Genomic DNA, 23,289 nt, shown 5'->3' with positions numbered 1-23,289 from the left:
TGGTTTGGTCTTAAAAAAGTGGAAAACGAATCGTTAATTAGTATTGTGTTTACTGTTTATCGGTTCAGTATTAAACCACAACGATTTAATTACTAGTGAGTTGGCTATGCTAATTGTCCACCAAAACCGCTTACGAAGCCGAGCGGTTTTGGGGCTGCGTCAGGCGGTTCAGGCCCTCCTCCGCTTTCAGTCGGACGGCTTCCAGAATCTGGCGGTTTCGGGCCAGCCGCTGCATTTCGTCGACGGCCCGTTTCTCCTGAATGGACACCAGCGTTTCGATGAGCATGATCTGGAGGTACGGATCAGTCTGGATCTTCAGCGATTGGATCAGGGCTTCCCGCACACCGGTTTCGTTCGACAAGCGTGTCAGCGCCTGACAGGCCGCCAGCCGGACGTTGACGTTTTCGTCAAAATTCATCGTGTTGATGAGCAGTTGCGTAATGTCCTGACTGGCTTCCGGCAGCTCGTAACTCTGATTTACCGCCTGAATCCGCTCGCTGGCCGATGTCTGGGCCGACTGGTCGAAGTCCAGCACCTTTTTGATCGCCAGCGCCGAGGAGGTTTCGGTCGGATTGAGCTGGTCCGAAAACCGGTTGCTGTAATACAAACCGCCGGCAAAACCGCCCGCCAGCAGGGCCACGCTGGCCGCAATCCGCAGGCTCCAGGTCGTCAGGCTGCGAACCCGACTTTCCGAACTCAACTGGTCGGTCAACCGCTTGTTAACCGTGAGCGACGGCTGCTCGGCCCGGGCTTCGGCATAGTAGCGAAACGGCCCGGCCTGGCTCGCCAGATGAGCGGGAACCGACGGTCCCTGAAAAAAATCCCGCAACTGCTTTTCCTCTTCCAGCGTACTTTCCCCGGCGTAATATTTCTCCAGCAGCTTTTCAATATCCTGCTTCATAATCGTTGGTTTTTAGGTAACTGTCCCGAACACGTTGCCGGGCTCTCGACAGGATCACCCGGATGTTGTTGACGGTTAAGCCCGTTACTTCTTCAATTTCTTCGAACGAATACTCCTCCACATCGCGCAGATGGAGCACCAGCTTCTGCGGTTCCGGCAATTCACCGATGATCCGGCGCAACACGCTGGCGGTGTCTGATAATTCGGCCTGCTGGTAGGGCGAAACCCCGGCGGCCTGAACGGCGGTCAGGTCGGCATCGTATTCCGTTGTCCGGTTGGCGTGGGACTTCAATTTGTCCAGACACAGGTTCCGAGTCATCTGAACCGCCAGAGCCTCAACACTTTGGTAAGTCTCCAGTTGCTGCCGTTTCGTCCATAGTTTCAGTAAAACCTCCTGCAACGTATCCTCGGCTTCTTCGCGGTTGCGCAGAAACAACTTGGCCAACCGAAAAAGTCGGCCCTGAACGGGGAGTACTTTTTGTTTGAAGGCGTGTAAATCCATTTCAATGACAAAGACGAGCGGGTTCGCCATTCATTACAGCGGTTTTTCAAAATTTCTGTTTTTTTTCACCGGCGACTGACGGACCGCCTGAAAAAGGGGGGCAGTTTTGTCGGGAAAACCGGTGCGCAAGTGGATTAACTAAAAATAGTCCTGTCGAATAATTACCTTTCCAGTGTCCTAAAATCCATGTTATTACATGTATTGAATTGGAGGGATACGTAGAACTACTTGGTACCAAAAACTAAATAAGGGTTACTACTACGAAAATTTAAGGGAATTCTACCCGATTTTGGGAGAAATAAGACCAACTGACCGCTCACCACTTGTAAGAAGTTAATAAACTCCCTTATTTTGGCCCAAGTTTCACATCTAACTCATTCATACTAATGAAAAAAGTACTCTCCTCACTTCTTGTAATGACCCTGCTCCTGGTAGGTACAAAGTCATTTGCACAATATCAAAAAGGCGATAAATTTCTGAATGCCGGTATTGGTCTGGGCGCTTACTATGGTGGCGGTGTTCCCATCGGGGCCTCTTTCGAAGTCGGTGTAACTGACGAAATCAGCGTGGGCGCTCAGGTTGACTTTTATACCTGGGGTTACAACTACGTTGGTTACAAATGGCGGTATACGTTCATACCTGTAGCCGTCCGCGGTTCTTACCATGTAAACGAACTGCTGAACCTGAACAACGACAAACTGGATTTATACGCTGGTCTGGCGTTGGGTTACTACATCTCAAGCTACAGCGACAATTCAGGCTACACTGGTTTTTATGACAACTCATACGGAAACCGCGTACTGTTCGGCCTGCACATCGGTGGCCGGTATTTCTTCAAACCCAATATCGGTGCTTTTGCCGAAGTTGGTTACGGGGTTGCTCCGCTGAAATTGGGCGTTACCTTCAAGTTCTAAGATCTGATTTTAACGTAAAAAAGCCGCCGGGAGAAATCTCCCGGCGGCTTTTTTACGTTAAAATCAGATCAGACATGAGAAGAGAGACAAGAGAATAAAGACAGAATGTGTCTTTGTTGTTGTAACTACGAGTGGCAAGTCTCAACTCTCTTGTCTCATCTCTCACGTCTATTTCAAAACTTTCACGCCCATGTTCCACAGCGTGAATGCGTAAATATCCGCCATGGTCTCGATGTTTTTCTTCGTATTGCTGGCGCCGTGGCCGGAATTGGTTTCGATCCGGATCAGTGCCGGATTCGGACCTTTGTAGAGTTCCTGCAGGGTAGCCGCATACTTGAACGAGTGGGCCGGAACCACGCGGTCGTCGTGGTCGGCGGTGGTGATCATCGTAGCCGGGTATTTGATGCCGGTTTTTATATTGTGAATCGGCGAATACGCATAAATCGCTTTGAACTCATCGGCGTTGTCGCTGCTGCCGTAATCCGACACCCAGCCCCAGCCAACGGTGAATTTGTGAAACCGCAGCATGTCCATTACGCCCACCTGCGGAATGGCAACGCGGAACAAATCGGGCCGCTGGTTGATAACGGCGCCCACCAGCAGACCGCCGTTGGAGCCACCCCGCAACGCCAGCTTCTGCGGGGAAGTGTACTTTTGGGCAATCAGGTATTCCGCAGCGGCAATGCAGTCGTCGAAAACATTCTGTTTTTTCAGCTTCATCCCCTGTTCGTGCCAGGTTTCGCCGTATTCACTGCCTCCGCGCAGGTTCATGGATGCGTAAATGCCGCCCTGTTCCAGAAACGGAATCAGCAGGGCGCTGAAAGCGGGCGTCAGGCTGATGTTAAAACCGCCGTAGCCGTATAACATCGTCGGGTTGGTGCCGTCCAGTTTCAGGCCCTTGCGATAAGTCAGGAACATCGGCACGCGGGTTCCGTCCTTGCTGTTGAAAAACACCTGTTTGGTTTCGTAATCCGTTGGTTTGAAATCGACTTCCGGCGCGCGGAACAGGGCGGTTTTCTTCGTGGCAATTTCGTAGCGGTAAATCGTCGGCGGAAAGGTGAAGGACGTGAAGGTGTAGAAAACAAAGGAGTCGTCTTTCTCACCACCAAAACCGCTCACGGTGCCCAAACCCGGCAATTGCACTTCGTTCTCGAGCTTTCCGCTCAGGTCGTAAACGTAAATCCGGGAGGTAACATCCTTCAGGTAGTTCACGAACAACTTGCCACCGGCGGTATTCGCGTGATCCAGCTTCTCCGGTTTTTCACCCACGAAATCGCTCAGCGCACCGGTTTTCGGATCGATTTTCGACACCTTATAGTTAGGAGCGCCGTTGTTGTGATACACCAGCAGCTGATCGCCTAGGTTGTCGACCACCGAATAATTATATTTGAAGCCCTCGAATAACCGCTTGAACTGCTTGTCACCCGCTTGAGAATCTTTGTACCAGATTTCGGAGCCATCGGTACCTTCGGAAATGTTCAGAATCAAAAACCGCTCGTCTTCGGTCGTCTGCGCGAAAAAATACCGCAGCGGGTGGGTTTTGTCTTCGTAGATCAGCTCGTCGGCCGACTGCGCGGTTCCCCGCCGGTGGAAATACACCTTCATGAATTCATTTTTGGACGACAACTCCTGACCCGCACCCGGTTTGTCGTAGCGGCTGTAGTAAAAACCGTCGCCCTGCCAGGCCGCGCCCGTAAATTTCACCCATTCGAGTTTGTCGGGCAGCGACTTCAGCGTCTGCATATCCATCACGAAAATTTCCTGCCAGTCGGAACCGGCTTTCGACAAGGCGTACGCGGCATACCGACCGTCTTTCGACAGATCGAAGCTCGTCAGCCGTGTGGTGCCGTCGGCGGCCAGTTTATTCGGATCGATCACCACTTCGGGCACGCCGTTCAACCCTTTTTGCCGGTATAAAACCGACTGGTTTTGCAGCCCATCGTTTTTGTAAAAATAAAACCAGTCGTTCTTGCGGCCCGGGGCCGAATAGCGCGGGTAGTTGATGATCTGTTCGAGCCGTTTTTCGATTTGCTTCCGGTACGGAATCTGTTCCAGGTATCCGAAGGTCACCGCATTCTGCGCCTTCACCCAGGCCCCGGTTTCGGCCGAGCGGTCGTCTTCGAGCCAACGGTAGGGGTCGGCAACTTTCGTGCCGTGGTACTCATCAATTTGATCCGTTTTACGGGTTTGGGGGTATTTCAACATACTGGAAACGGAGTTGGATTGGGCCATCGATCCGGCGATTTCTGCCAGCAGAAACAGGCCGGTCAGCATGGATTTATACATCATTGTCTTGATTAGGTTAAGAAGGAAACGAGTCAATAAAGTTCAAAATACGGTTTTTGGTCAATAAAAAACTGTCTGGTATTTAGTTGGGCGAGTCCGGCTAACGGATTCATTGACCACCGCACTCACCTATGAGTATATCTATGTATCTTTATACTTAGTGATTTATTCGTAAAAAACCCGATTTAAAAGCCGTAATTTGTACGTAGTTATTGGGGACGCCGATCGATACAAAAACCGGTATCCAGTAACGCACTTTCCGTTTTCAGCTATCCGGACCATTTAATTTACACCAAACCGCATTGTATGCAAAAAAATCTACTTTCATTTTATGGGCTGATTGTTCTCCTGCTCGTATGTGCGAGCAATTTGCACGCCCAGATCAGTATTTCGTGGCCCCAAAACGGCATGGTTTTCCAGCGTGGGCAGGACAATAAAGCGAACGTAAAATTTATCGTCACCTCGACGAACGGCCAGGCTATTTCGTCCCTGCAACTGCTGTTTTATAAGTATTCGCTGGCGGGCGGTACGCAGGGGCCACTGAATCCGGTTACCGGCAATTCGCAAAGCTGGACAAACGTGACGATCTCCGGCGCCGGAACCTGCCAGGTAACGGCGCAGCTCGACATGGCGGGCGGTATGTACAAGGTTCGCGCGAAGGACAACAGCAACCGGGAAACCGCCGATTTCGATATTGGCGTCGGCGAAGTTTTCGCCATTGCCGGTCAATCCAACGCGTCGGGCTATGCAAATGACAACAACCAGTCGTACGAAACCGGCAATGCAACCTTCGTCCGGTTTGTCAATGAGAAAGACCAGAGCAATAATTTTCAGGGTTTTGAGCAGAATGATCCGGGCAAATGCGCCGGATGTGCCCCGGAAACCATCAATTACCAGTGGTATTGGGGCGGCTTGGGCAATAAGCTGATTCAAGTCCTGAACGTGCCGGTTTCGTTCCATCAGACGGCGATGTCGGCCTCCAGCGTGGTGGAGTGGCGCAACAGCAGCCAAAACCGCAACTCGCCGTTCAGTAACGGCCAACCCCGGTTTGTGAACGGTTTTCCCTACCGGAATTTGAAAAACTACCTGACTGGAAAGGCCCGGCAAACGGGTTTGCGGGCCATTCTCTGGCATCAGGGCGAAAACGACCGGCGGGACGATCCGACCAAACCGAATACCGCCCCGGAAAATTCGACCGCCATTTTTCCGCGCGCGTCGCGCTATTACGACGTGCGGACCAACGCGATCAACACATCCGAAACGTACGAAGATGTGCTGAACGAGCTGATTGGGCAAAGCCGGACGGATCTGGGCAGCGAAGTTCCCTGGGTGGTTTCGCAGGTGAGCCACCTCCGCGGAGGAACCGATCCGATGGTGATTCTGGCACAGACCAAAGTAATTGGGTACAATACCCACCAAACCTCGAATCCCGCTGCGCCGATCAAAGACTTTGGGGACCCGTTTACGTCGCCGTATGGCCGGGCCAATATTTTTGCCGGTCCCAATACCGACCAGTTTGGAAACGCGTACCGGCTTCCTGATCCGGATAAAACGCACTTCAACAGCCAGGGACAGAGTGCCGTAGCGACGGAATGGAACAAGGCGCTGACCAACCTGTATAACGGGCAGAGCTTTTTTGCCAATTCGGCTCCCATGCTCAATAAGGGCGAAACCACTGGCGTGCCGGTTAACGTAAACTGTTCGCCCACGCCCCCGGTTGTTAGCGGTAATTTCGACGGCTATCTCTACGGAGCTGATTGCGAGACGTTTCGGGGCTGGGCCTGGGATGCCAACCAAAAAAATACGCCTATTTCGGTTCAGATTCTGGATGGAACCAACGTGATCGCGACCTTGACTGCTGATGAATTTCGGCAGGATCTGATGAATGCGGGCAAAGGCGACGGTCGGCACGCTTTCCGGTATTTTATTGACAACAGTCTGAAAGACAATACGAAGCATACGCTTTCGGCGCGGGTAACCGGCAGCTCGTTCGTGTTGAAAAGCGGCCCCAAAGTGATTGAATGTGCGGGAACCGGCACTCCGCCGACACCGACTAACAACCCGCCCCAGCCCCCCACGGTTTCGGGTTTGACGGCACAGCAAGGTGTGGCTTTCTCGACCACCCTGCCGGTTTTTACCGATCCGGACGGCGAAACGCTGACTTACGGTTTATCGCCCTTGCCGGGCGGGCTGGGTTTCAACGCGAGCACCCGGGTTTTGAGCGGTACACCGACCGTAAACGGGTCATTCTCCATGACTTATACCGCGACTGATCCGAGGAACGGCGTCGGAACTACAACCGTTTCGCTGACCATTCAGCCACCGGCCACGCAACCGCCTTCGTCGACTACAGTGACGGGCGATTTTGAAGGCTACCTGGATAAAGTCGAGTGCGGCTCCATTCGGGGCTGGGTTTGGGATCGGAACAAGCCCAACACGGCGATGAAAATTGAGTTTTATGCCAACGGCGTTTCCATCGGTACAACCGAGGCCAATATTTTCCGGCAGGATCTGAAAGACGCCAACAAAGGCAACGGAGCGCATGCGTATAGCTTCACGACCCCGGCGAACCTGAAAAATAACGCAACTCACCAGATTAGCGCTAAAATCCTGAACAGCAGCTACATACTGAAGGGCGCACCCAAAACGCTGACGTGTAGTCCGGCGGCAAGGTTGTCGGTTGGCGTTACCGAAACAAAATTGGCGGTAACGGTTTTGGGAAACCCAGTGGGCGAAACCGTTGAAGTTGACATTCGGGGCGTTGAGGGCCAGCCACTTCGTCTGCAATTGACTGATCTGGATGGACGAATCGTGACGGAGCGGGAAGTGGCCGTAGCCGGAATCGTCGAGCACCAATCGCTGCCGGTGCATCGGCAGTCGGCGGGGCTGTTGTTGCTGCGCGTAACGAGCGGTCAGAAGGGCGTTACGCTGAAAATACTCAAACAATAGACAAAAGAGATGAGAAGTGAGACAAGAGATTTGTATTTCTTGTCTCACTTCTTTTTTTGTAAGTAACCGCTTAATCACAAAACAGACTGGAAAAACCATCTCATCGGGCCGGGAATGGTTTTAAAATAGCGACAGATTGTCTGATAATTAATTCGGCTAAAAGCGTTGCGTAACAATCTGATTTGCAGGTTACCGATCTATCTAGTAATTTACCATGATGTTTCCGGTTCGGTGACAAATGAAACTAACCCGTATCTTGTTCCTACTCATCTGGGTGTTAACCTTCGGGTTGCCAGACGTCTCGGGAGCCGACAAAGACCCCTTGAGCCAATCCCTCCGGATTGATCACATCGGTGTTGATGATGGCTTGACGCAGGGTTCTGTTTACCATTTGCTTACGGATAGCCGCGGTTTTTTGTGGCTGGGCACTCAGGACGGCCTAAACCGCTACGACGGCGCCCACTTCCGCCATTACCGGCCTAATTTGATGGATTCGACCGCCATTGTCGGCATCAACATTTCCGGAATTGTGGAGGATCGTAACGGCAATCTGTGGATCGGCACGGAATACGGCCTCAATTACTACGACCGCGCCAGCGACCGGTTTATCTGCATTTATTCGTATTCCAAAGACAAAAAATCGGTCAAAAGCAAAACCATTCCGTTCTACGCCAATGGGCAGGAGGTTCTGTATTACAGCGAAACGGAAGGGCTGGTGTCGCTGACCATCAAAACCCGCCGGAAGCTGGTTCTGGACCCGACGGTGCGGCCGACCCACGAATACGATCAACTCAATTCCACGGTTCGGACTCCGCTCGGCGATGTCTGGCTGCACGCACCAACCGGCCTGATTCGCTACAATCTCTACGAACGAAAGATTCACTATTATTTCAGCAATCATTCCTCGAATGAGGCCGGTCCGCCGATGGGCGTTTTCTCTTTCCACTGCGATTCGGCGGGGATCGTCTGGCTGGGTACGGCCAGCGGCTTGGTTCGTTTTGAGCCACAAACGGGTCGTTATCAGCTTTTTACGCCCGACAATGGTCGGGCCTTAACCTCAGTTTACACCATTGCGGAGGATCGAGACGGGCGGTTGTGGCTGGGCACGCAACGCAATGGCATCTGGCTCTTTACTAAATCGGCGAACCAGTTTAGTCAGGTGGGCGGTTTTACGAACAGCTCGCGGCAATTGTCCGACTACGAAATCTGCAAGATTTACATTGATCCGCAAGGAATTATCTGGGCCAATACCGATCCCGACGGCCTGGCGCGGATTGTGCCGGGGAGCACTTTTTTTGGCGGTATGGCGGTTTCGAAAAACGAACCCCACGTTGCCAAAGATCCAACCACGCTCAGCCATTTTGTGGTGCGCGGTTTTCTGGAAACCTCACCGACCGAACTCTGGATTGCCACCGAACGGAGCCTGGACGTGCTGGATCGGGCTCAAAACCGCATCATCCGGCGGTATCTGACGCAGGCCAAAAAGAGCGATTTGCCCTCCCGAACGCTGATCAAATGCCTCTATAAAGACCCTCTGGGCCGGATTTGGGTCGGAACAAACGGGGGTGTTTTTACATTCGACAAGGAAAAATCCGTTTTCAGTAAAATTCCGTTGCCGGGTTCACCAAACAGCAAAGTGGTCGAAAATTTTGTCCGGCGACTGCAGGCCATCGACGACAATATTATGCTGGCGGCCACGGAAGATGGTCTTTATGAGCTTGATATTCGCCGGAAGAAATTTACTTTACTGCCGACGCTGGCCAATCAGAATATTTTCAGCCTGGGCCACGACCGCGCCGGTCGGTATTGGGTCGGGACGTATTCGGCCGGTTTTTACTGTTACGAACGACCGCCCACCGGCCAAAATCCGAAGCCGCAGCGAATTGTTCAGGGGCTGGATGGCTATACGGTTCTTTATTTTTATGAAGATCCGGTGCAGCCGATTGTCTGGATGGCCACCGACAAAGGGCTGGCGGCTTTCAACACAAAAACCGGTCGGATTCGCATCTACGATCAGCAGTATGGCCTGGCCAATCCATTCGTATACGGTATTTTGCCGGATCACCAGAACCGCCTGTGGATGAGCACCAACCGGGGCATCTCCTTCTTTAATCCGACCACGAAAAAGTTCAAGAATTTTGACCTGACCGATGGTTTGCAGGGCTACGAATTCAACGGAAATGCGTATTACCGAACGCAGGACGGCGAATTATTTTTTGGGGGCGTAAACGGTTTTAACCGGTTTTATCCGGAGCAGTTCCGAACCAGTTCCTACATGCCCGCGGTGCACATTCATGATCTGAGCGTCAATGAATTACCCTATCAGTCGGATGGGTACATCGGCGAAATTTCCCGGGTCGAATTGCCGTATGACCAAAATACCGTAGCCCTCGAATTTACGGCGCTGGACTACTACAGCAACGGCCGGAACCAGTACCAGTACCAACTGGTGGGTTACGACGGGCAGTGGGTCCAGGCTGGCAATGATACCTACGTCCGGTATGCGAATCTGCCGCCGGGAACGTACACGTTTCGGGTTAAAGCCGCCAATAAAGACGGGCAGTGGAGCCCCAAAATCAAACGCCTGACGCTGGTTATTCAGCCTCCGTTCTGGCAGCGGGCCTGGTTTCTGGTTTTGATTGGGTTGCTGGTGGGAGCCATCGTGTTCTACTGGCTTCGCCGACGTGAAAATCACATTCACCGGCAACACCAGCGCAACACCCGGCTGGCGGTCGAGTTGCAGGAGCAGATCAAGAAAAACCTGGCTCGCGATCTGCACGACGAAATTGGTACCCAACTGGCTACTCTGAAGCTGTATGTCGGACGCCTGGTTGATCCGCCCGGCAATCCCACGCGGACGGTTTCGCTCGGCGACCACGCCCGGCAGCTCATCAGCGATATCATTGGGAATATCCGCAACCTCCTGCGCGAACTGAGTCCGCGGACGCTCGAGCAGTACGGTTACGCGGCTGCCGTGGAGGAACTCATTTCCCGCATCGACAAATCGACGCTCGAAATCCACTTCTGGGCCGACGAGCTGCCGTCGCGGCTGGACCCCGAAACCGAGCTGATGCTGTACCGAATTACGCAGGAACTGCTGAATAACACCCTGAAACACGCCAACGCCCGGCAGGTTAGCATTCGGCTGGTTTTTGAAGAACCGCAACTGAAACTGTATTACAACGACGATGGGCAGGGTTTTGATTACAAAGCCGCCAGGCGCGGTTTGGGAATTGGCAACATCGAGTCGCGGGTGGCATTGATTAACGGCGAAATTGAATGGCAGTCCTCGCCCAGCGACGGTACCCGGGCCGTCGTGACCCTGAAATTCCGGCCCTCAAACCGGTTTTTATCGTTAAATCGGCTGGAACGATCGTTTAAGAAAGTGACAGCTCTGTTTTAGGCAAGTCACAAGTTTGGTATGACAAATCTACGCATCAACGGCCGGATCTGGCTGGAAGCTCAGGAGCGGTTTTTTGGCATTGGCCGCATGGAATTGTTGGAACGTATTCAGGAAACGGGTTCGATCAACCAGGCCGCCAAAGAAATGAAAATGTCGTATAAACGCGCCTGGGACCTGATTCAATCCATGAATAGCCAGGCCGATGCACCCCTGGTGGTTACCCAAACCGGCGGAGAGCGGGGTGGGGGAGCCAGCGTAACGGCGGAAGGTGTAAAATACCTCACCTATTACCGGGGGCTTCAGGACCGGTTCCGGCAATTTATGGCGCAGGAAACCCAGCACTTCCCCGTTTGACCGGCGAAAACCGGCCCGTACGCTGCCTTCCGTGCACCTAGGTTTTCCGTTTTTTCTTTTTTGCGGAAGGGAATAATACGTTGTTGAGAATCAGGCGATAACCGGGCGAATTGGGGTGCAGGTTCAGGTCGGTGGGCATTTTCCAGCCGCCACCGCGCGTGCCTTCGGGGTCGTGGCCGCCGTAAAATGTCCATTGCCCGATGCCCACTTCGCCGTAAATGTACCGGTCGGATGAGGGGCTGGTGCCCATCACGAGCACGTTCGGTTTGACGGTGCTTTTGCGGAAAGCCGTGGTTTGGCCCTGAAATTCCTTGATGTTCGATTCGTGGTTCTGAACGAGCATGGCGGGAATCATGTCCCACTTGGCCGAAAAATTAAACAGGCTGAAATAGCCCGACGGCTGATCCCAACCTCCGAAACGACCCGCCGAACTGTTGATGTCGGAAAAGGCCATGCCACCGTAGCCGTTGTCGAGTTCCAGCGTAAAGTTCTGAAAAGCAACGGTTTTACTGAAATCGAGTTTCGATTGGGCGTTCGGGTCGACACCGTCGCCGTCGTAGGTGCTGCCCACAATATCGACGCCCTCGGCCGCCAGCGCAATGTCGAAGGTTTCGGCCCCCGAACACATGGCGAACATGTAACCGCCCCCGGCGCAGAAATCCCGGATTTTCTTGGCAACGGCCAGCTTCATCTGCGAAACTTTCGGGAAGTTGAATTTCCTGGCAATGTCTTCCTGCGCCTTCACGTCTTCGACCGACATCCGGCGCGTATTCCGGCCAAACTGACCCGTAAAATCTTCGTGGTGGAGGTGAATCCAGTCGTATTTTGCCAGGTCGCCCCGCAGGATTTCTTCGTCATACACCACTTCAAACGGGATTTCGGCGTATTTGAGGACCAGCAAAACCGCATCGGTATTTTCAAATTCGGAGGGGCTGACCTTGATCGGCGAATAGACCACGATCCGGGCGGCCGACACCAGTTTGACCGAAGCCATGTTCAGGTCCGGATTCGAAATCTGCTGCTGAATGGTATTGGCGTCGGCATCCGAGATGATCTCGAACGAAATGCCCCGAACCCGGCACTCGGTTTCGACCGTCGGGCTATGCTTGATCATGAAACTACCGCCCCGGTAATTGAGCAGCCAGTCGACTTCCAGCCCGGCTTTCAGGACAAAATAGGCAATACCGTATGATTTGAGATGGTTTTTCTGGCGGTCATCCATCGGAATCAGGATGGAATTGGCCCGGCTGGCAATCGACAGCACAAGCAGCAGGAGCGTGAGATATCGTTTCATAACGGACTTCGGATCGTATAAATCATAGAACGCAAAAAACTCCCTGTATTTCAGCTACCTAAGTTACTTTAAGTTTAGCCAAAAACGACATCCGACTAAAAATTTATGCCGGAAATCTATTGAGTGAAATCAAAACGCCGGCGTAAGCCGTCGGCCCGGTTTGTTACTTATTCACTGAGAACGACTTATTGTTTATTTCCGGTGGTTTCCGTGAGGCAACGGTTGCAATTTCGGGGTATGAAATCCACGCTCATTCGACCCACTTTCACATTATGAAAATCGTTACTATTTCCAACTGGGTTTTAATCGGTATTTACGGCCTGCTGGTCCTCTATACGCTGCTGGGCATCAATCGTTCGGGCAACGACGCGGCCGGGCGCGGCATGGAGTCGGGACTGGTGTTTTTTGCGGCCCTTCTGCTGGCCGGACTCATTGTTTTAAACATCCTGCCGTACCGGGCAACGAAAATCATCGCCCTGGTTGTTCTGGCCCTGCCCGCCCTCGTTGGGCTGTATATCGCCTTTGGGAATTACTTCGAATTACAGAAACAACGTCGGAACGCAGCAGCCAGCGAGGATGGCTCAGCCTATTTTCAGGATGCCGGTCGCCAGCAGATCGCGGCCGCGATTGCCGCGGGTGACGTGACTCAACTGAAAACGCTACTGGCAAAACCGCTGCCATCGATCAACGAACCCGGTTTTCAGTCCAAAACGCTGCTCGATTTTGCGGCCCTGACGGCGACAAAAAGCGATAACCCGCAACTCATCATGCAATGTTTGGACGTGTTGCTGGAACACGGTGCAACTTTTCAGATTGCCGATTCGGCGCACATCCCCACTCAGTTTCAGGTTTGCGAACCCGGTTCGGCGGAATTGCTGACCTGGTTCCTCAATAAGGGCGTCGATCCGAATATGGTGCCGCGCGACGGCAGCCCGATCATTTTTAAAGTAATGGACCTGGATGTGGAGCGACTGGAAAAAGTGCAAACCCTGCTCGATCACGGGGCCAATCCGAACGCGCCCGCCGGGAGCCACGAATACGCGATCCGACCGTTTACCTCGCCCTTGATGTATGCCGCACAACGCCAGTCGTGGGCGATTTGCGAATTGCTGCTGGAACGCGGGGCCGACCCGAACTACCGGACGCCGGGGGGCGACGACCTCAAAAAAGTGCTGGACGAGTTCGAAAAACCGTATAGCGGACCGGAAACGATGCCCGTTGTTTACCTGAATTTTAAAAAGAAGCTGACCACCAAATCCACCCCAAAACCATGATCAAAGGACTCGTTTTAAGTAGTTTGCTGGCGCTCTCGGCCGCCGGTTACCGGGTCGAAACGATTCGGAAAGCAGCGGAAAACCGCCCGGAAGCGGTTTCGGCGGTTGCGAAGGATTCGGCAGCCGCAGCGCGAACGGTTGTGAAGTTACTGAACTGGTACAAAAGCCCAAAGGGCTTGACTATGGATAACCCCGAATGCAATTCGGGGCAGGGGGATCGATCCCAGACTCCAACCCCGGAGGGGTTGACTTTAACACCGATTTACCCCCACTGGGGTTGGTTGGGACGGGTTGGTTCGTCAGGCCCCCGAATTGCATTCGGGGTTATCCATAGTCTCGGCATCATACAAAAAGGCGGACCTCAACGGTCCGCCTTTTTGTATGATTAGCTGTGCGTTTATCGGGTTTGATGGTGCGGGTCGGGCCGGGCTTCCAGATACCGCTCGCCTTTCGGCATGATGATCCACAAAACGATGTAGACCACAAAAACCGGGAACGGAGTCGGGACAATGAACATCAAGACGAAGAAAAGACGTACGAAAACTTTATCAATTCCGAAATAATCAGCAAGTCCGGCGGCTACACCACCTAACATGGATTCGGAAGGAATGCGGTGCAATTGCTTGGTTGTCATGGCTTTATTAGTTTAGTTGTTTACTTTGTTCCGTTTCTTTGTTGTTATTGTTGATTCAAAGGTACTATGCAATGCCAAGTAGCGAAAGAACTTTCTTACAAACGGATTTGGGGCGTTATGATGGGCAAAAAACCGGGATACTCAGGCCAGAATGGCGTCGGTTAGCTTACCAATATCGTGGCTGACCTTCTGTATGAAATCCAGTTGTTCTTTCAGGGAGCGATCGTCGGCGACAACGGGCTCGGGCTTCTCGACGATAGCAGTTTCCAAAACAACGGCTTCGGGAAGCGGTTTGGCGGGTTCCGGGTCAAGTTTTTTCAAACTTTCGTTCAAAACCGTCAGCGAGCGTTTGAGCGGGCGGAGTACGTCGGGCGGGCAGCCGGTCGGCTGCTCGAGGTTCAGTCGGGCGGAAGCGATTGTGGCGATGTTGGACGATAAAATGTGGTTCAGCACCACAAATTCGTGGATTTCGTTCTTGTGCCACTGCTTGCTTTGCGGTTCGGACGTCATCCGCTGAAAAGCCGCCGACAGGTTGGCCGAACTGACGTACACGTCCTTGCGGGCCAGTTTGTAATCCATCACCGTGAGCCGTTTGCCCGACAGGCTGTCGGCCAGTCTGCGCAGGTAAGCCAGGTTGGCTTCCAGCACGTCACGAAGCAGGCCTTTCAGTTGCTGCGATTCCCAATGCGGAAACAGGTAACTGGCCGCAAACGCGATTACGCAGCCGATTAGTGTATCGAGCACGCGCTCTTCGGCCACGCTGATGCCGCCCAGCCCGAGAAACCGGAACAGAATCAGGATGTACGGCGTCATCAGAATCACCATCACGATGTAATTGGTGCGCTGGAAACTGTAGGCACCGATCATCAGCACCAGCATCACCCAGAATAAACCGGTCGTGTTCGGAATCGCGATCAGCAGTCCGACGCCGATCAAACCACCCGCTATCGTGCCGATAATCCGTTCGTAGTTGCGTTGCTTTGTCAGACTGAACGCCGGTTTCAGGATCACCGAAACCGTTAGCAGAATCCAGTAGCCGTGGTGGCCGTAGGTAATTAATTTGGCGGCCACAAACCCAATCAGGCACGCGATGGTGACCCGCAGCGAATGCCGGAAAATGGACGAACTGAGTGTGAGGCTGTTGACGATTAATTTCGGATCAATTTCCTGATGCGACACAAACCGCGAATACTCGGGAGCTTCGTTGTTTTTCGGTTTTTCCGACAACTCCGACGGTGAATAGGTATGAATGTCGGTCAGCCGCTGGTTGAGGTTGCGGAGCGTAACCAGTATTTTTTTCAGCACCAGATTGCTGCTTTCCTTTTCATTTTTACCCAGCTCGTCGATCCGCGTTTTTAGCCGTTCCAGGTGCCGGATCAAATCCGTGCGGCTTTTATAAGGACGATTGGACTGAATGGCCAGACCAATGTAATCCATTTCAACGGCCATCTGGCGAATCAGGCGGGCGATTTCGTCAAGAATGCCAGTGTTGCCAAATCGCTCCCGAATCGAGGCATAATCGTAATACATCGCAATAATCTGTTCGTACAGATCCACGACGTCGCCGAACGTGAGCACCAGCAACCGGCCCGTCCAGGTAGTTTCCTTGACAATAACCCGGGTTTTAAACAGAATTTCCCGAACCGCATCCTGTTTCTCACTAACAACGGCCTGCTGGGCCACCAGTTTCCGGTAATCTTCCTGCAAATCCGTCCGAATGCTGTAGAATTCGGCCTTGATCGTCAGAAACTTCGCAATTTCGTGAATGCACTCGCCCAGGGCCTGCTGGGCCGTTCGGTAGGGGCGGAGCTGCGAAAAAGACAGGCTGATGGCCGTATACCAGAAACCGCCCGCGCACACCAGACCCGCGTACCGCCAGACGGCCGCAGGGTCCAGTTCGCGGTCCATCATCAGAATCATCGCCAGCAGCCCGGCGGTGCCGACGGACGTGGCCCGGTTGCCGTAGATCGCAAACATCGAGAAGAAAAAGCTGAGCAGGAGAATCTCGGCGCCCAGCAGCCAGACGTTCATCCGGATAAAACCGGTGAGCAGCGAAACCAGTACCACGACGAGATTGCCCGCCAGCATCCCGTTCCGACGGTGCACAACGGGGCCGGGGGCGTCGGTAATGCTCACCCAAAAGGCACCCAGCGAAATGGGCATTCCCGTTTCGAACTGGCCAAAATGATAGGAAACGACGGAAGGAATCAGGATGGCCAGCGTAATTCGCAGCCCATCCGAAAAATGCTGACCGAATAGAAAATACCGGACTTCCCGGATCTGCCTTTTCATGTTGGCAAGGTAGGGCGTATTGCCCGGCTAACCAACTCCAAAATCGGATAATCCGGTTTTGTTTTTAGCGAACCGCGATGGAATAACCGGCTTTTTCCAATTGCCGGGTCAGCTGCGGAGGCACCACGCAGTAGCGCATTTTTTCCAGACGGATCACGCTGTGGAGCACGCCCGTGCGTTTGTCGATGCACTGCCGACGGTAAAGGGCATCCGAGATGCAGTCAAATTGAGGAAACGTTTTCAGCAAATCTGGCGATTCGGCTTGTTGCTGGTTTAACGGTAACGACATAAAGGCGTAACTTAAAAAGTCGCTGAGTAAACATGGATAAGAAAAGACGCTTCAAAAAATGTTACGGTGGGGAAGTAACGGTCGGTACTGAGGTTTCAGGCAGTCGGAACTGCCTATTAAAATTACTTTACAAAGGTAGTGAATTAACAAATAAGTACAACTATTTTTCAATGTATATTATTTGTTAATAATAGTATTTTGGTAATAATATTTACCTTTTACTCACATATTGGTATAATATAAGCAGGTTGACGAAGAAGGGTATAGCCCGATGCCGGGTATAGACGGATATAAAAATTTACTATTACTATTCTTATTTGTCAGACGCATTCGGTCGGTTGCAGCGGCTTGCAGGATCATTTCAGATTCGGAGGAGGTGAAAATGGGTATAAAGCAATAAATCGTATTTTCGCTGGTTTAAAAACCGTTTGACAGCGCTGACCCTAGCTACTCTTGATGAATATTCCAATTAAAAACAAGCTCAACCAACAAGAGCTATTCCGAATTAAGCGAATGAAGGAGGTAATCAAAACCACCAATCCGCACGGTCATAAAGATTATCTTGAAATTATCTATCTGGAGCAGGGCGCCGGGATTCACCAGATTGATTATAACCGGTTTCCGGTTAAACCGCACAGCCTTTATCTGGTGATGCCTGGCCAGATCCACAGCTGGGAGCTGACTGAAATTCCGAAAGGGTTTGTGGTGATGATTCAGCAGGATTTTCTGCTGGATCACCCGCTTTACGACGTCCTGTTCCAGACGTTTCCGTTGCCCTTTCCGAGCGGATTTCACCTGGAAAACGTACACGAAACATTCTCAGGCCTTTTCAGGAGCATTGACCTGGAGTATACCAAAAGCGAACCCAATTACGAAGCTGTCATTCAAACGTATCTGCTGTTACTTTTCAACCTGCTCAAACGCGAGATGAACGCCGGGCAACTGCTAACGTATCCGCCCCTGCTTAAGCGGTTTTTTGCCGCTCTGGATGTGGAATTCAGGCTGAACCATGAAACCAAGTTTTATGCGGAAGTATTGAATACGACCTCCAAAACGCTTAATTCTGCCTGTAAAAAGTTTCTGGGAAAAACGGCAGGCGCAGTTATCAACGAAAAAGTAACCTCCGCATCAAAAAAGCAGCTGTTGTATTCTTCTAAAAATCTGACGGAGCTGGCTTTCGAACTGGGATTTGCCGACCTGTCGCACTTCAACAAATTTTTTAAACGCCAGACCGGCGTTCTGCCGGGCGTTTACCGCAAAGGAATTTCCTGAATGTACCAGAAATCGGCCCTGATGTACAAAGTCTACTTTCTTCATAGAGCTAATTTTGCAAATCTGCTGAGGCAGTGGAACAGGCAACTTACGCACGATGAAAGTTTTTACGGTTTTAGTATTCAGTATCCTTAGTACACCGTTCTACGCCCAGGCACAAACCGGTTCAACGATTGCGGGCGACGTGGTCGACACACTCACGAATCAACCGTTGGCTTACTGCTCCGTTGCCCTTTTCAAAAGCCCGGATTCGAGCCTGGTGACGGGCTTGCTGACGAATGAAAAAGGGAGCTTCAAATTTGAAAATGTTGCCGTTGGACTCTATTATCTGGAAACCCAATATATAGGTTACCGCAAATCCAGAATCTCTTTACAACCTGTTTCAACAGGTCAAAACCGGGTCGACTTGCCGTCGATTCGGATGAATCCTGATTTGCGGACGCTCCGGGAAGTGCAGGTAACGGGAGAGCGGCAAACGACCGATCATAAAATAGACCGGCAGGTTTACCGGGCCAGTAAATTTTTGAACAGCCAGGGAGGCACCGCCCTTGACGTGCTTAAAAATACGCCGTCTGTGACGGTAAACAGCGAGGGCGACATCACCCTTCGGGGAGCCTCGGGATTTCTGGTGCTGATCAATGGAAAACCGGTGCAATCGGATCCGGCTACGGTGCTCAACCAGATCCCGGCCAATACCATTGAAAATGTAGAAGTGATCACCTCGCCGTCGGCCCGTTTCGATCCGGACGGGAAAGCGGGTATCATCAATATCACCACCCGGACCGGCGTAGCGGGAAGCCGGTCTCTTTCGGCTACGATTCAGGGCGGTTTTCCGGCAGTGTACACCTATCATAACCTGCAAAATCCCCGGCGTTACGGAGCCGATGTAACCCTGAATAGCCATTCTGAAAAATGGGATATTACGCTGAGTGGTAATTATTTGCGTAATGACATTGCGGGCAGAAGGGTTGGCGACGTTAATACCTCCATTGGCCAGGTTTTTACGTCATTTCCTTCGGATGGTGAACGGAGTTTTATCCGGTATAATTACACGATACGAAGTGCGGTTTCGTTCACGCCAAACACCAGAAATACGTTTTCGGTCGGGTTTTACCGGGGTTACCGCTCGCAGTCACGCCGGGCCGACATTGTTTACAATAACACAAAAACCGATCTGGGTACGGGGAAAACCATCGGACAGATGACGTACTTCAATTCGAATGTGGCCCGCAAATCGGGAAGCATTTCCTTAGGAAACCTCGACTACACCCACACCTTTACAAATAAATCCTTTCTGACGGTTTCCAGTCTGATTGAAAACGCTACGCTGGATGGATTGACCACCAATCTGAACTTGCGGGAGCCCGACAGACAGGCGGTTTTGCAAAGCAGCCGTAATCCGGGCGAAAATCCGCTGATGGCTTTCCGGATGAAGTCGGACTATACAACCACCCTGGGAAAAGGGACGTTGGAAACGGGTTATCAATATAGAAACCAGGTTCAAAAAGGGAATTTCCAATACCTGGACCTGGATCTGGAAAGTGGATCGTTTCGGGTTGTCCCCGAGTTTAGCAGCCGGACCAGAGTCGTGAATCATATCCATTCCGTTTACGGGCAGTACACGGCAAAGGTGGGTAAGCTGGCCTACATCGGGGGGCTGCGCTACGAGTATGCCACCCGCGCGTTTACGGCGGGCAGCCAGGCAACCCGGAACCTGAATCTGTCCAATCTCTTTCCGTCGCTGAATGTGCAGTACCAAATCACCAAATCCCTCCGGGCCAGGGGCGGCTATAGCAAACGAGTGCAGCGCTCCACCAACAACGAGCTGAACCCGTTTCCGGAACGGGAACATTCCGAGACGCTTGAATCGGGCGACCCCAATATTTTACCGGAATTTATTGATTTAAGCGAACTTGGGGTAATCAAGGATTTTGACAAGGGAAACCTCTTTGTAACGTTGTATAACCAGCGCATCAAAAATGTCGTAAACCGGGTCAATAGTGTCTACAATGACACGATTTTAAACCGGATCTACACCAACGCCGGACTCGCCACTTCCTGGGGGCTGGAAGCCGGGAGTAGCCTGAATTTAAACAGGTTATGGCAATTGTACGCCGGAGGAAATGTTTATCATTACAAGATCCGGGGCTCTCTTTTTAATAATTCGGTCAATGTTCAGACCGCCAGTGTGGTTTATTCGATCAATGCCAATACAACGTTCCGGCTTTCTCCTTCCTTTCAGGTTCAGCTTGCGTTGAATTATCTTTCAAAAAGAGTAACCGCGCAGGGCGAAGATTCGCGCTTTATTACCCCGGGCGCATCGGCTAAGAAGACTTTTTGGAAGAGCAGGCTTGCCGCGACGTTTCAATGGCAGAATATCGATTTGGGGTTGCTGGGTTCAAACCGGCAACGAATCACCACATGGGGCAGGAACTTCTTCACCACAACCAATTACATTCAGGAAACCGATCTGTTCCTGTTGAGCCTGAGTTACACCCTGAACCAACCTTCGAAAAAAGCGAAACTTCCTTCCAGCGAGTTTGGTGAAAAGGAGTTTTGACGTAAAAACCGGGTCGTGTTTACCCGAATGTGCCAGTTCCTTACCCTTTCGCGACACAGGCAGCCGAACTTTCCGGATAACGCGTACTTTTAGCGCATGGAAGATCCCCGGAAACGTTTTGCGCTGAGTTTGCTGGCGTATACCGCCCAGAAAGATGTTGCCCCGGAACGCTTGTGTACGTTAACCGGAATCGATTTAGCGGAATTGAAAGGTCAATCGGCGGCTCCGTTGACGCAGAAACAACTGAATGACCTGTGGCTGAATGCGATTCAGTTGACCCATGATCCGCTGCTGGGGCTGCATTTCGGCGAGTCGCTGCAACTGGCGGCCTTGGGCGTGGTGGGTCAGCTCGTTCAAAGCTGCGCGACGGTGGGAGAAGCTCTGACGCACGCGGCTGCCGCCACGCAGCTGATTACGGATTTGTTTCGGATGGACGTGAGCCAAACCGACCGGTCGTTCACGATCCGGTTTGTGCCGAACGAGCCGAAGGCAACCGAATTTGCTCCGCTGTTGCGGCAGCTGCTGGATTTCTTCCTGGTCTTTGTCCTGCACGAAGCCGACGGCCTGGTGCTGAAAAAGATCAGTCCCAAAGCGGTCCGGCTCCCGTTCGATCTGCCCAATCCGGACGAATATGAACGGGTGCTGCGTTGTAAACCGGTCGTAAAACCGGACGAGTGCGCGATGGAATTTGAAAACCGGTACTGGGACGAACCCATTTTTACCGCCAATTTCGAGTTGCAACGGTTGTTGCTGAAGAAAGTCGGTGAGCAGTACCAGGAATTTGAAACCGGCAAGGCCCTGAAGGAGCGCATCAGCCGGTTTCTGCTGGCCAACGCCTACCTGGGCATTCCGTCGCTGGAGCAACTGGCGGCCAATTTCAACACCAGTCCGCGCAGCCTGCAACGGAAGCTTCAGGACGAGGGCGTTACCTACCAGCAGGTGGCCGATGCAGTCCGCAAATCGCTGGCCATGAATTATTTGTCGTCGGGAAAATACCCGATTAAAGAGATTTCGTATATTCTAGGCTACAACGAGTTAAGTGCGTTCAGCCGCGCGTTCAAACGCTGGACGGGGCGGACGCCGGTTTCGTATCAGCAGGGCTATCTTACCAAACCGCTTTGAAAAGAGCGGTACCAAAACAAATCCCGGCCAATCCCGTTTATAGGTGATTCGACCAGTCCGGAATTGCAGCAGAACGAGTGGGGTGACCGGGGAATAAACAGAATTTACGTAACGTTCACTGAATATGCCTTCGGCTACCAACCCGCCGTTCTACCACCGGCTTTCACTTTCTCTTCTGGCCATTTGTTTGATTCTGGCCATTTTTTACCTCGGGCAGGACATCATCGTGCCGTTCGCGATGGCGGGTTTACTGGCGGTTTTGCTCCGCCCCGTCGAAGCCTGGATGATCCGGCGCGGTATTCCGAAGGTCATTGCAATCAGTCTGGCGCTGTTTCTGGCGGTGGCGGTTCTGGTGGGCCTAACGATGGTCATTTCCATGCAGATTTCGCACTTTGCTGACGACTGGCCCAAACTTCAGAAGAATCTCAGCGATTTTTACAAAGACGCCCGGCGCTGGGTCCGGCAGGAATACAACGTGAGTTACAGCCAGCAGGATCAGTACTTCAAAAAAGCCCAGGCCCAAACGATGGATACCCTGCAGGGGTCTGACACGCTCGGGGTCATCACGGGGCCGCTCGGCACTTTGCTGCTGCTGCCGATTTACGTCTTTCTGCTGCTGTATTACCGGGCCATGCTGATTCAGTTCGTCATTCGGTCGTTTACCAGCGAACATACCGAACGCGTGCGCGAAGTGCTGGGCGAAATCCGGAGTGTTATTCAGAGCTACGTGGTGGGTCTGGTCACCGAAACGGTTTGTGTCGCAATCCTCAATTCGGTGGGTTTGCTCATTCTGGGGGTTCGCTATGCGGTTTTGATGGGCGTCATTGCCGCCATTCTGAACCTGATTCCGTACATCGGCGGTTTGGTAGCAACCGGTCTGGCGGTGGCGGTTACGTTTGTGAATCACCCCGAACCAGCAACCTTGCTGGGAGTCGTAGCGGTTTTTCTGGTCGTGCAGTTCATCGACAACAATTTTCTGGTGCCGGTTATTATCGGTTCCAAAGTGCGCATCAACGCACTCGTATCGATTGTAGGCGTGCTGATTGGCGGGGCGTTGTCGGGCGTTTCCGGCATGTTTTTGTCGATTCCAATTATTGCGATCCTTAAAGTAATTTTCGACCGTGTCGAAGGCCTGGAACCCTGGGGCATTTTACTCGGCGACCAGACCTCCGAGGAAGACATCAATAAAATGCTGCGATTGCGACGGCGGAAGAAGAAGGTTCCGGTCGACTGAGCCGGAGAA

17 protein-coding genes are annotated in these 23,289 nt (G+C 52.3%); 10 read left to right on the top strand and 7 right to left on the bottom strand.

The window, feature by feature from the left end; all coding sequences use genetic code 11:
• Positions 1-130: 130 nt before the first annotated feature.
• Together GJJ30_RS03615 and GJJ30_RS03610 are read right to left on the bottom strand one after the other, a co-directional pair.
• Positions 131-901, bottom strand: coding sequence for a HEAT repeat domain-containing protein (locus GJJ30_RS03615; RefSeq protein WP_154173224.1), 771 nt, complete (start codon positions 899-901; stop codon positions 131-133).
• A complete protein-coding gene (locus tag GJJ30_RS03610) occupies positions 885-1,433 on the bottom strand; it encodes a GFO_1088 family ECF-type sigma factor (RefSeq protein ID WP_229312929.1) in 549 nt (182 codons plus the stop codon). The genes GJJ30_RS03615 and GJJ30_RS03610 overlap by 17 nt, the downstream gene beginning before the upstream one ends.
• 356 nt (positions 1,434-1,789) lie before the next feature.
• Between GJJ30_RS03610 and GJJ30_RS03605 the strand changes: the two genes are divergently transcribed.
• On the top strand, positions 1,790-2,317 hold the full coding sequence (locus GJJ30_RS03605; protein ID WP_154173222.1) for a hypothetical protein: 528 nt from the start codon (positions 1,790-1,792) through the stop codon (positions 2,315-2,317).
• Between the two features lie 168 nt (positions 2,318-2,485).
• Here the strand turns inward: GJJ30_RS03605 and GJJ30_RS03600 are convergent, their stop codons facing one another.
• The gene (locus tag GJJ30_RS03600; RefSeq protein WP_154173480.1) at positions 2,486-4,603 is read right to left on the bottom strand and encodes a prolyl oligopeptidase family serine peptidase; all 2,118 of its coding nucleotides are present in this window, start codon (positions 4,601-4,603) and stop codon (positions 2,486-2,488) included.
• A 306-nt stretch (positions 4,604-4,909) separates the two neighbouring features.
• Here GJJ30_RS03600 and GJJ30_RS03595 point away from each other — a divergent pair, with 306 nt between their 5' ends.
• The 3 genes from GJJ30_RS03595 to GJJ30_RS03585 all read left to right on the top strand — a co-directional run bounded on the left by GJJ30_RS03595 (position 4,910) and on the right by GJJ30_RS03585 (position 11,309).
• Positions 4,910-7,552: a putative Ig domain-containing protein gene (locus GJJ30_RS03595; protein ID WP_154173220.1), complete on the top strand. Its 2,643-nt coding sequence runs from the start codon at positions 4,910-4,912 to the stop codon at positions 7,550-7,552.
• A gap of 256 nt (positions 7,553-7,808) precedes the next feature.
• Positions 7,809-10,955, top strand: a complete 3,147-nt coding sequence (locus tag GJJ30_RS03590) for a ligand-binding sensor domain-containing protein (protein ID WP_170299115.1) — start codon at positions 7,809-7,811, stop codon at positions 10,953-10,955.
• An 18-nt stretch (positions 10,956-10,973) separates the two neighbouring features.
• Complete coding sequence (locus GJJ30_RS03585) at positions 10,974-11,309, top strand: winged helix-turn-helix domain-containing protein (protein ID WP_154173216.1); 336 nt, start codon at positions 10,974-10,976, stop codon at positions 11,307-11,309.
• A gap of 37 nt (positions 11,310-11,346) precedes the next feature.
• On the opposite strand, the gene GJJ30_RS03580 is transcribed toward GJJ30_RS03585, so the two are convergent.
• Positions 11,347-12,603: an asparagine synthetase B gene (locus tag GJJ30_RS03580; RefSeq protein WP_154173214.1), complete on the bottom strand. Its 1,257-nt coding sequence runs from the start codon at positions 12,601-12,603 to the stop codon at positions 11,347-11,349.
• 272 nt (positions 12,604-12,875) lie between these two features.
• Between GJJ30_RS03580 and GJJ30_RS03575 the strand changes: the two genes are divergently transcribed.
• On the top strand, positions 12,876-13,877 hold the full coding sequence (locus GJJ30_RS03575; RefSeq protein ID WP_154173212.1) for an ankyrin repeat domain-containing protein: 1,002 nt from the start codon (positions 12,876-12,878) through the stop codon (positions 13,875-13,877).
• Positions 13,874-14,266: a hypothetical protein gene (locus tag GJJ30_RS03570; RefSeq protein ID WP_154173209.1), complete on the top strand. Its 393-nt coding sequence runs from the start codon at positions 13,874-13,876 to the stop codon at positions 14,264-14,266. The genes GJJ30_RS03575 and GJJ30_RS03570 overlap by 4 nt, the downstream gene beginning before the upstream one ends.
• 8 nt (positions 14,267-14,274) lie before the next feature.
• On the opposite strand, the gene GJJ30_RS03565 is transcribed toward GJJ30_RS03570, so the two are convergent.
• From GJJ30_RS03565 to GJJ30_RS03555, 3 genes are all read right to left on the bottom strand, one after another.
• A complete protein-coding gene (locus tag GJJ30_RS03565; RefSeq protein ID WP_154173207.1) occupies positions 14,275-14,511 on the bottom strand; it encodes a PspC domain-containing protein in 237 nt (78 codons plus the stop codon).
• A gap of 141 nt (positions 14,512-14,652) precedes the next feature.
• Positions 14,653-16,803 carry an FUSC family protein gene (locus GJJ30_RS03560; protein WP_154173206.1) on the bottom strand — a complete coding sequence of 717 codons (2,151 nt, stop codon included), beginning with the start codon at positions 16,801-16,803 and terminating at the stop codon, positions 14,653-14,655.
• A gap of 64 nt (positions 16,804-16,867) precedes the next feature.
• Complete coding sequence (locus GJJ30_RS03555; protein ID WP_154173204.1) at positions 16,868-17,092, bottom strand: hypothetical protein; 225 nt, start codon at positions 17,090-17,092, stop codon at positions 16,868-16,870.
• A 513-nt stretch (positions 17,093-17,605) separates the two neighbouring features.
• Here GJJ30_RS03555 and GJJ30_RS03550 point away from each other — a divergent pair.
• The 4 genes from GJJ30_RS03550 to GJJ30_RS03535 all read left to right on the top strand — a co-directional run bounded on the left by GJJ30_RS03550 (position 17,606) and on the right by GJJ30_RS03535 (position 23,280).
• Positions 17,606-18,364, top strand: coding sequence for an AraC family transcriptional regulator (locus GJJ30_RS03550; protein ID WP_229312928.1), 759 nt, complete (start codon positions 17,606-17,608; stop codon positions 18,362-18,364).
• 97 nt (positions 18,365-18,461) lie between these two features.
• Positions 18,462-20,924, top strand: a complete 2,463-nt coding sequence (locus GJJ30_RS03545) for a TonB-dependent receptor (protein WP_154173200.1) — start codon at positions 18,462-18,464, stop codon at positions 20,922-20,924.
• Positions 20,925-21,020: 96 nt separating this feature from the next.
• Positions 21,021-22,046 (top strand): AraC family transcriptional regulator, encoded by a 1,026-nt coding sequence (locus GJJ30_RS03540; protein ID WP_154173198.1) that lies wholly within the window; start codon positions 21,021-21,023, stop codon positions 22,044-22,046.
• 124 nt (positions 22,047-22,170) lie between these two features.
• A complete protein-coding gene (locus GJJ30_RS03535) occupies positions 22,171-23,280 on the top strand; it encodes an AI-2E family transporter (protein ID WP_154173196.1) in 1,110 nt (369 codons plus the stop codon).
• Positions 23,281-23,289: the final 9 nt, after the last annotated feature.

Origin of the sequence: Larkinella terrae, assembly GCF_009668025.1 — a bacterium.
Classification (GTDB): Bacteria; Bacteroidota; Bacteroidia; order Cytophagales; family Spirosomataceae; genus Larkinella; species Larkinella terrae.
This window is presented reverse-complemented; position numbering and strand designations above follow the sequence as displayed.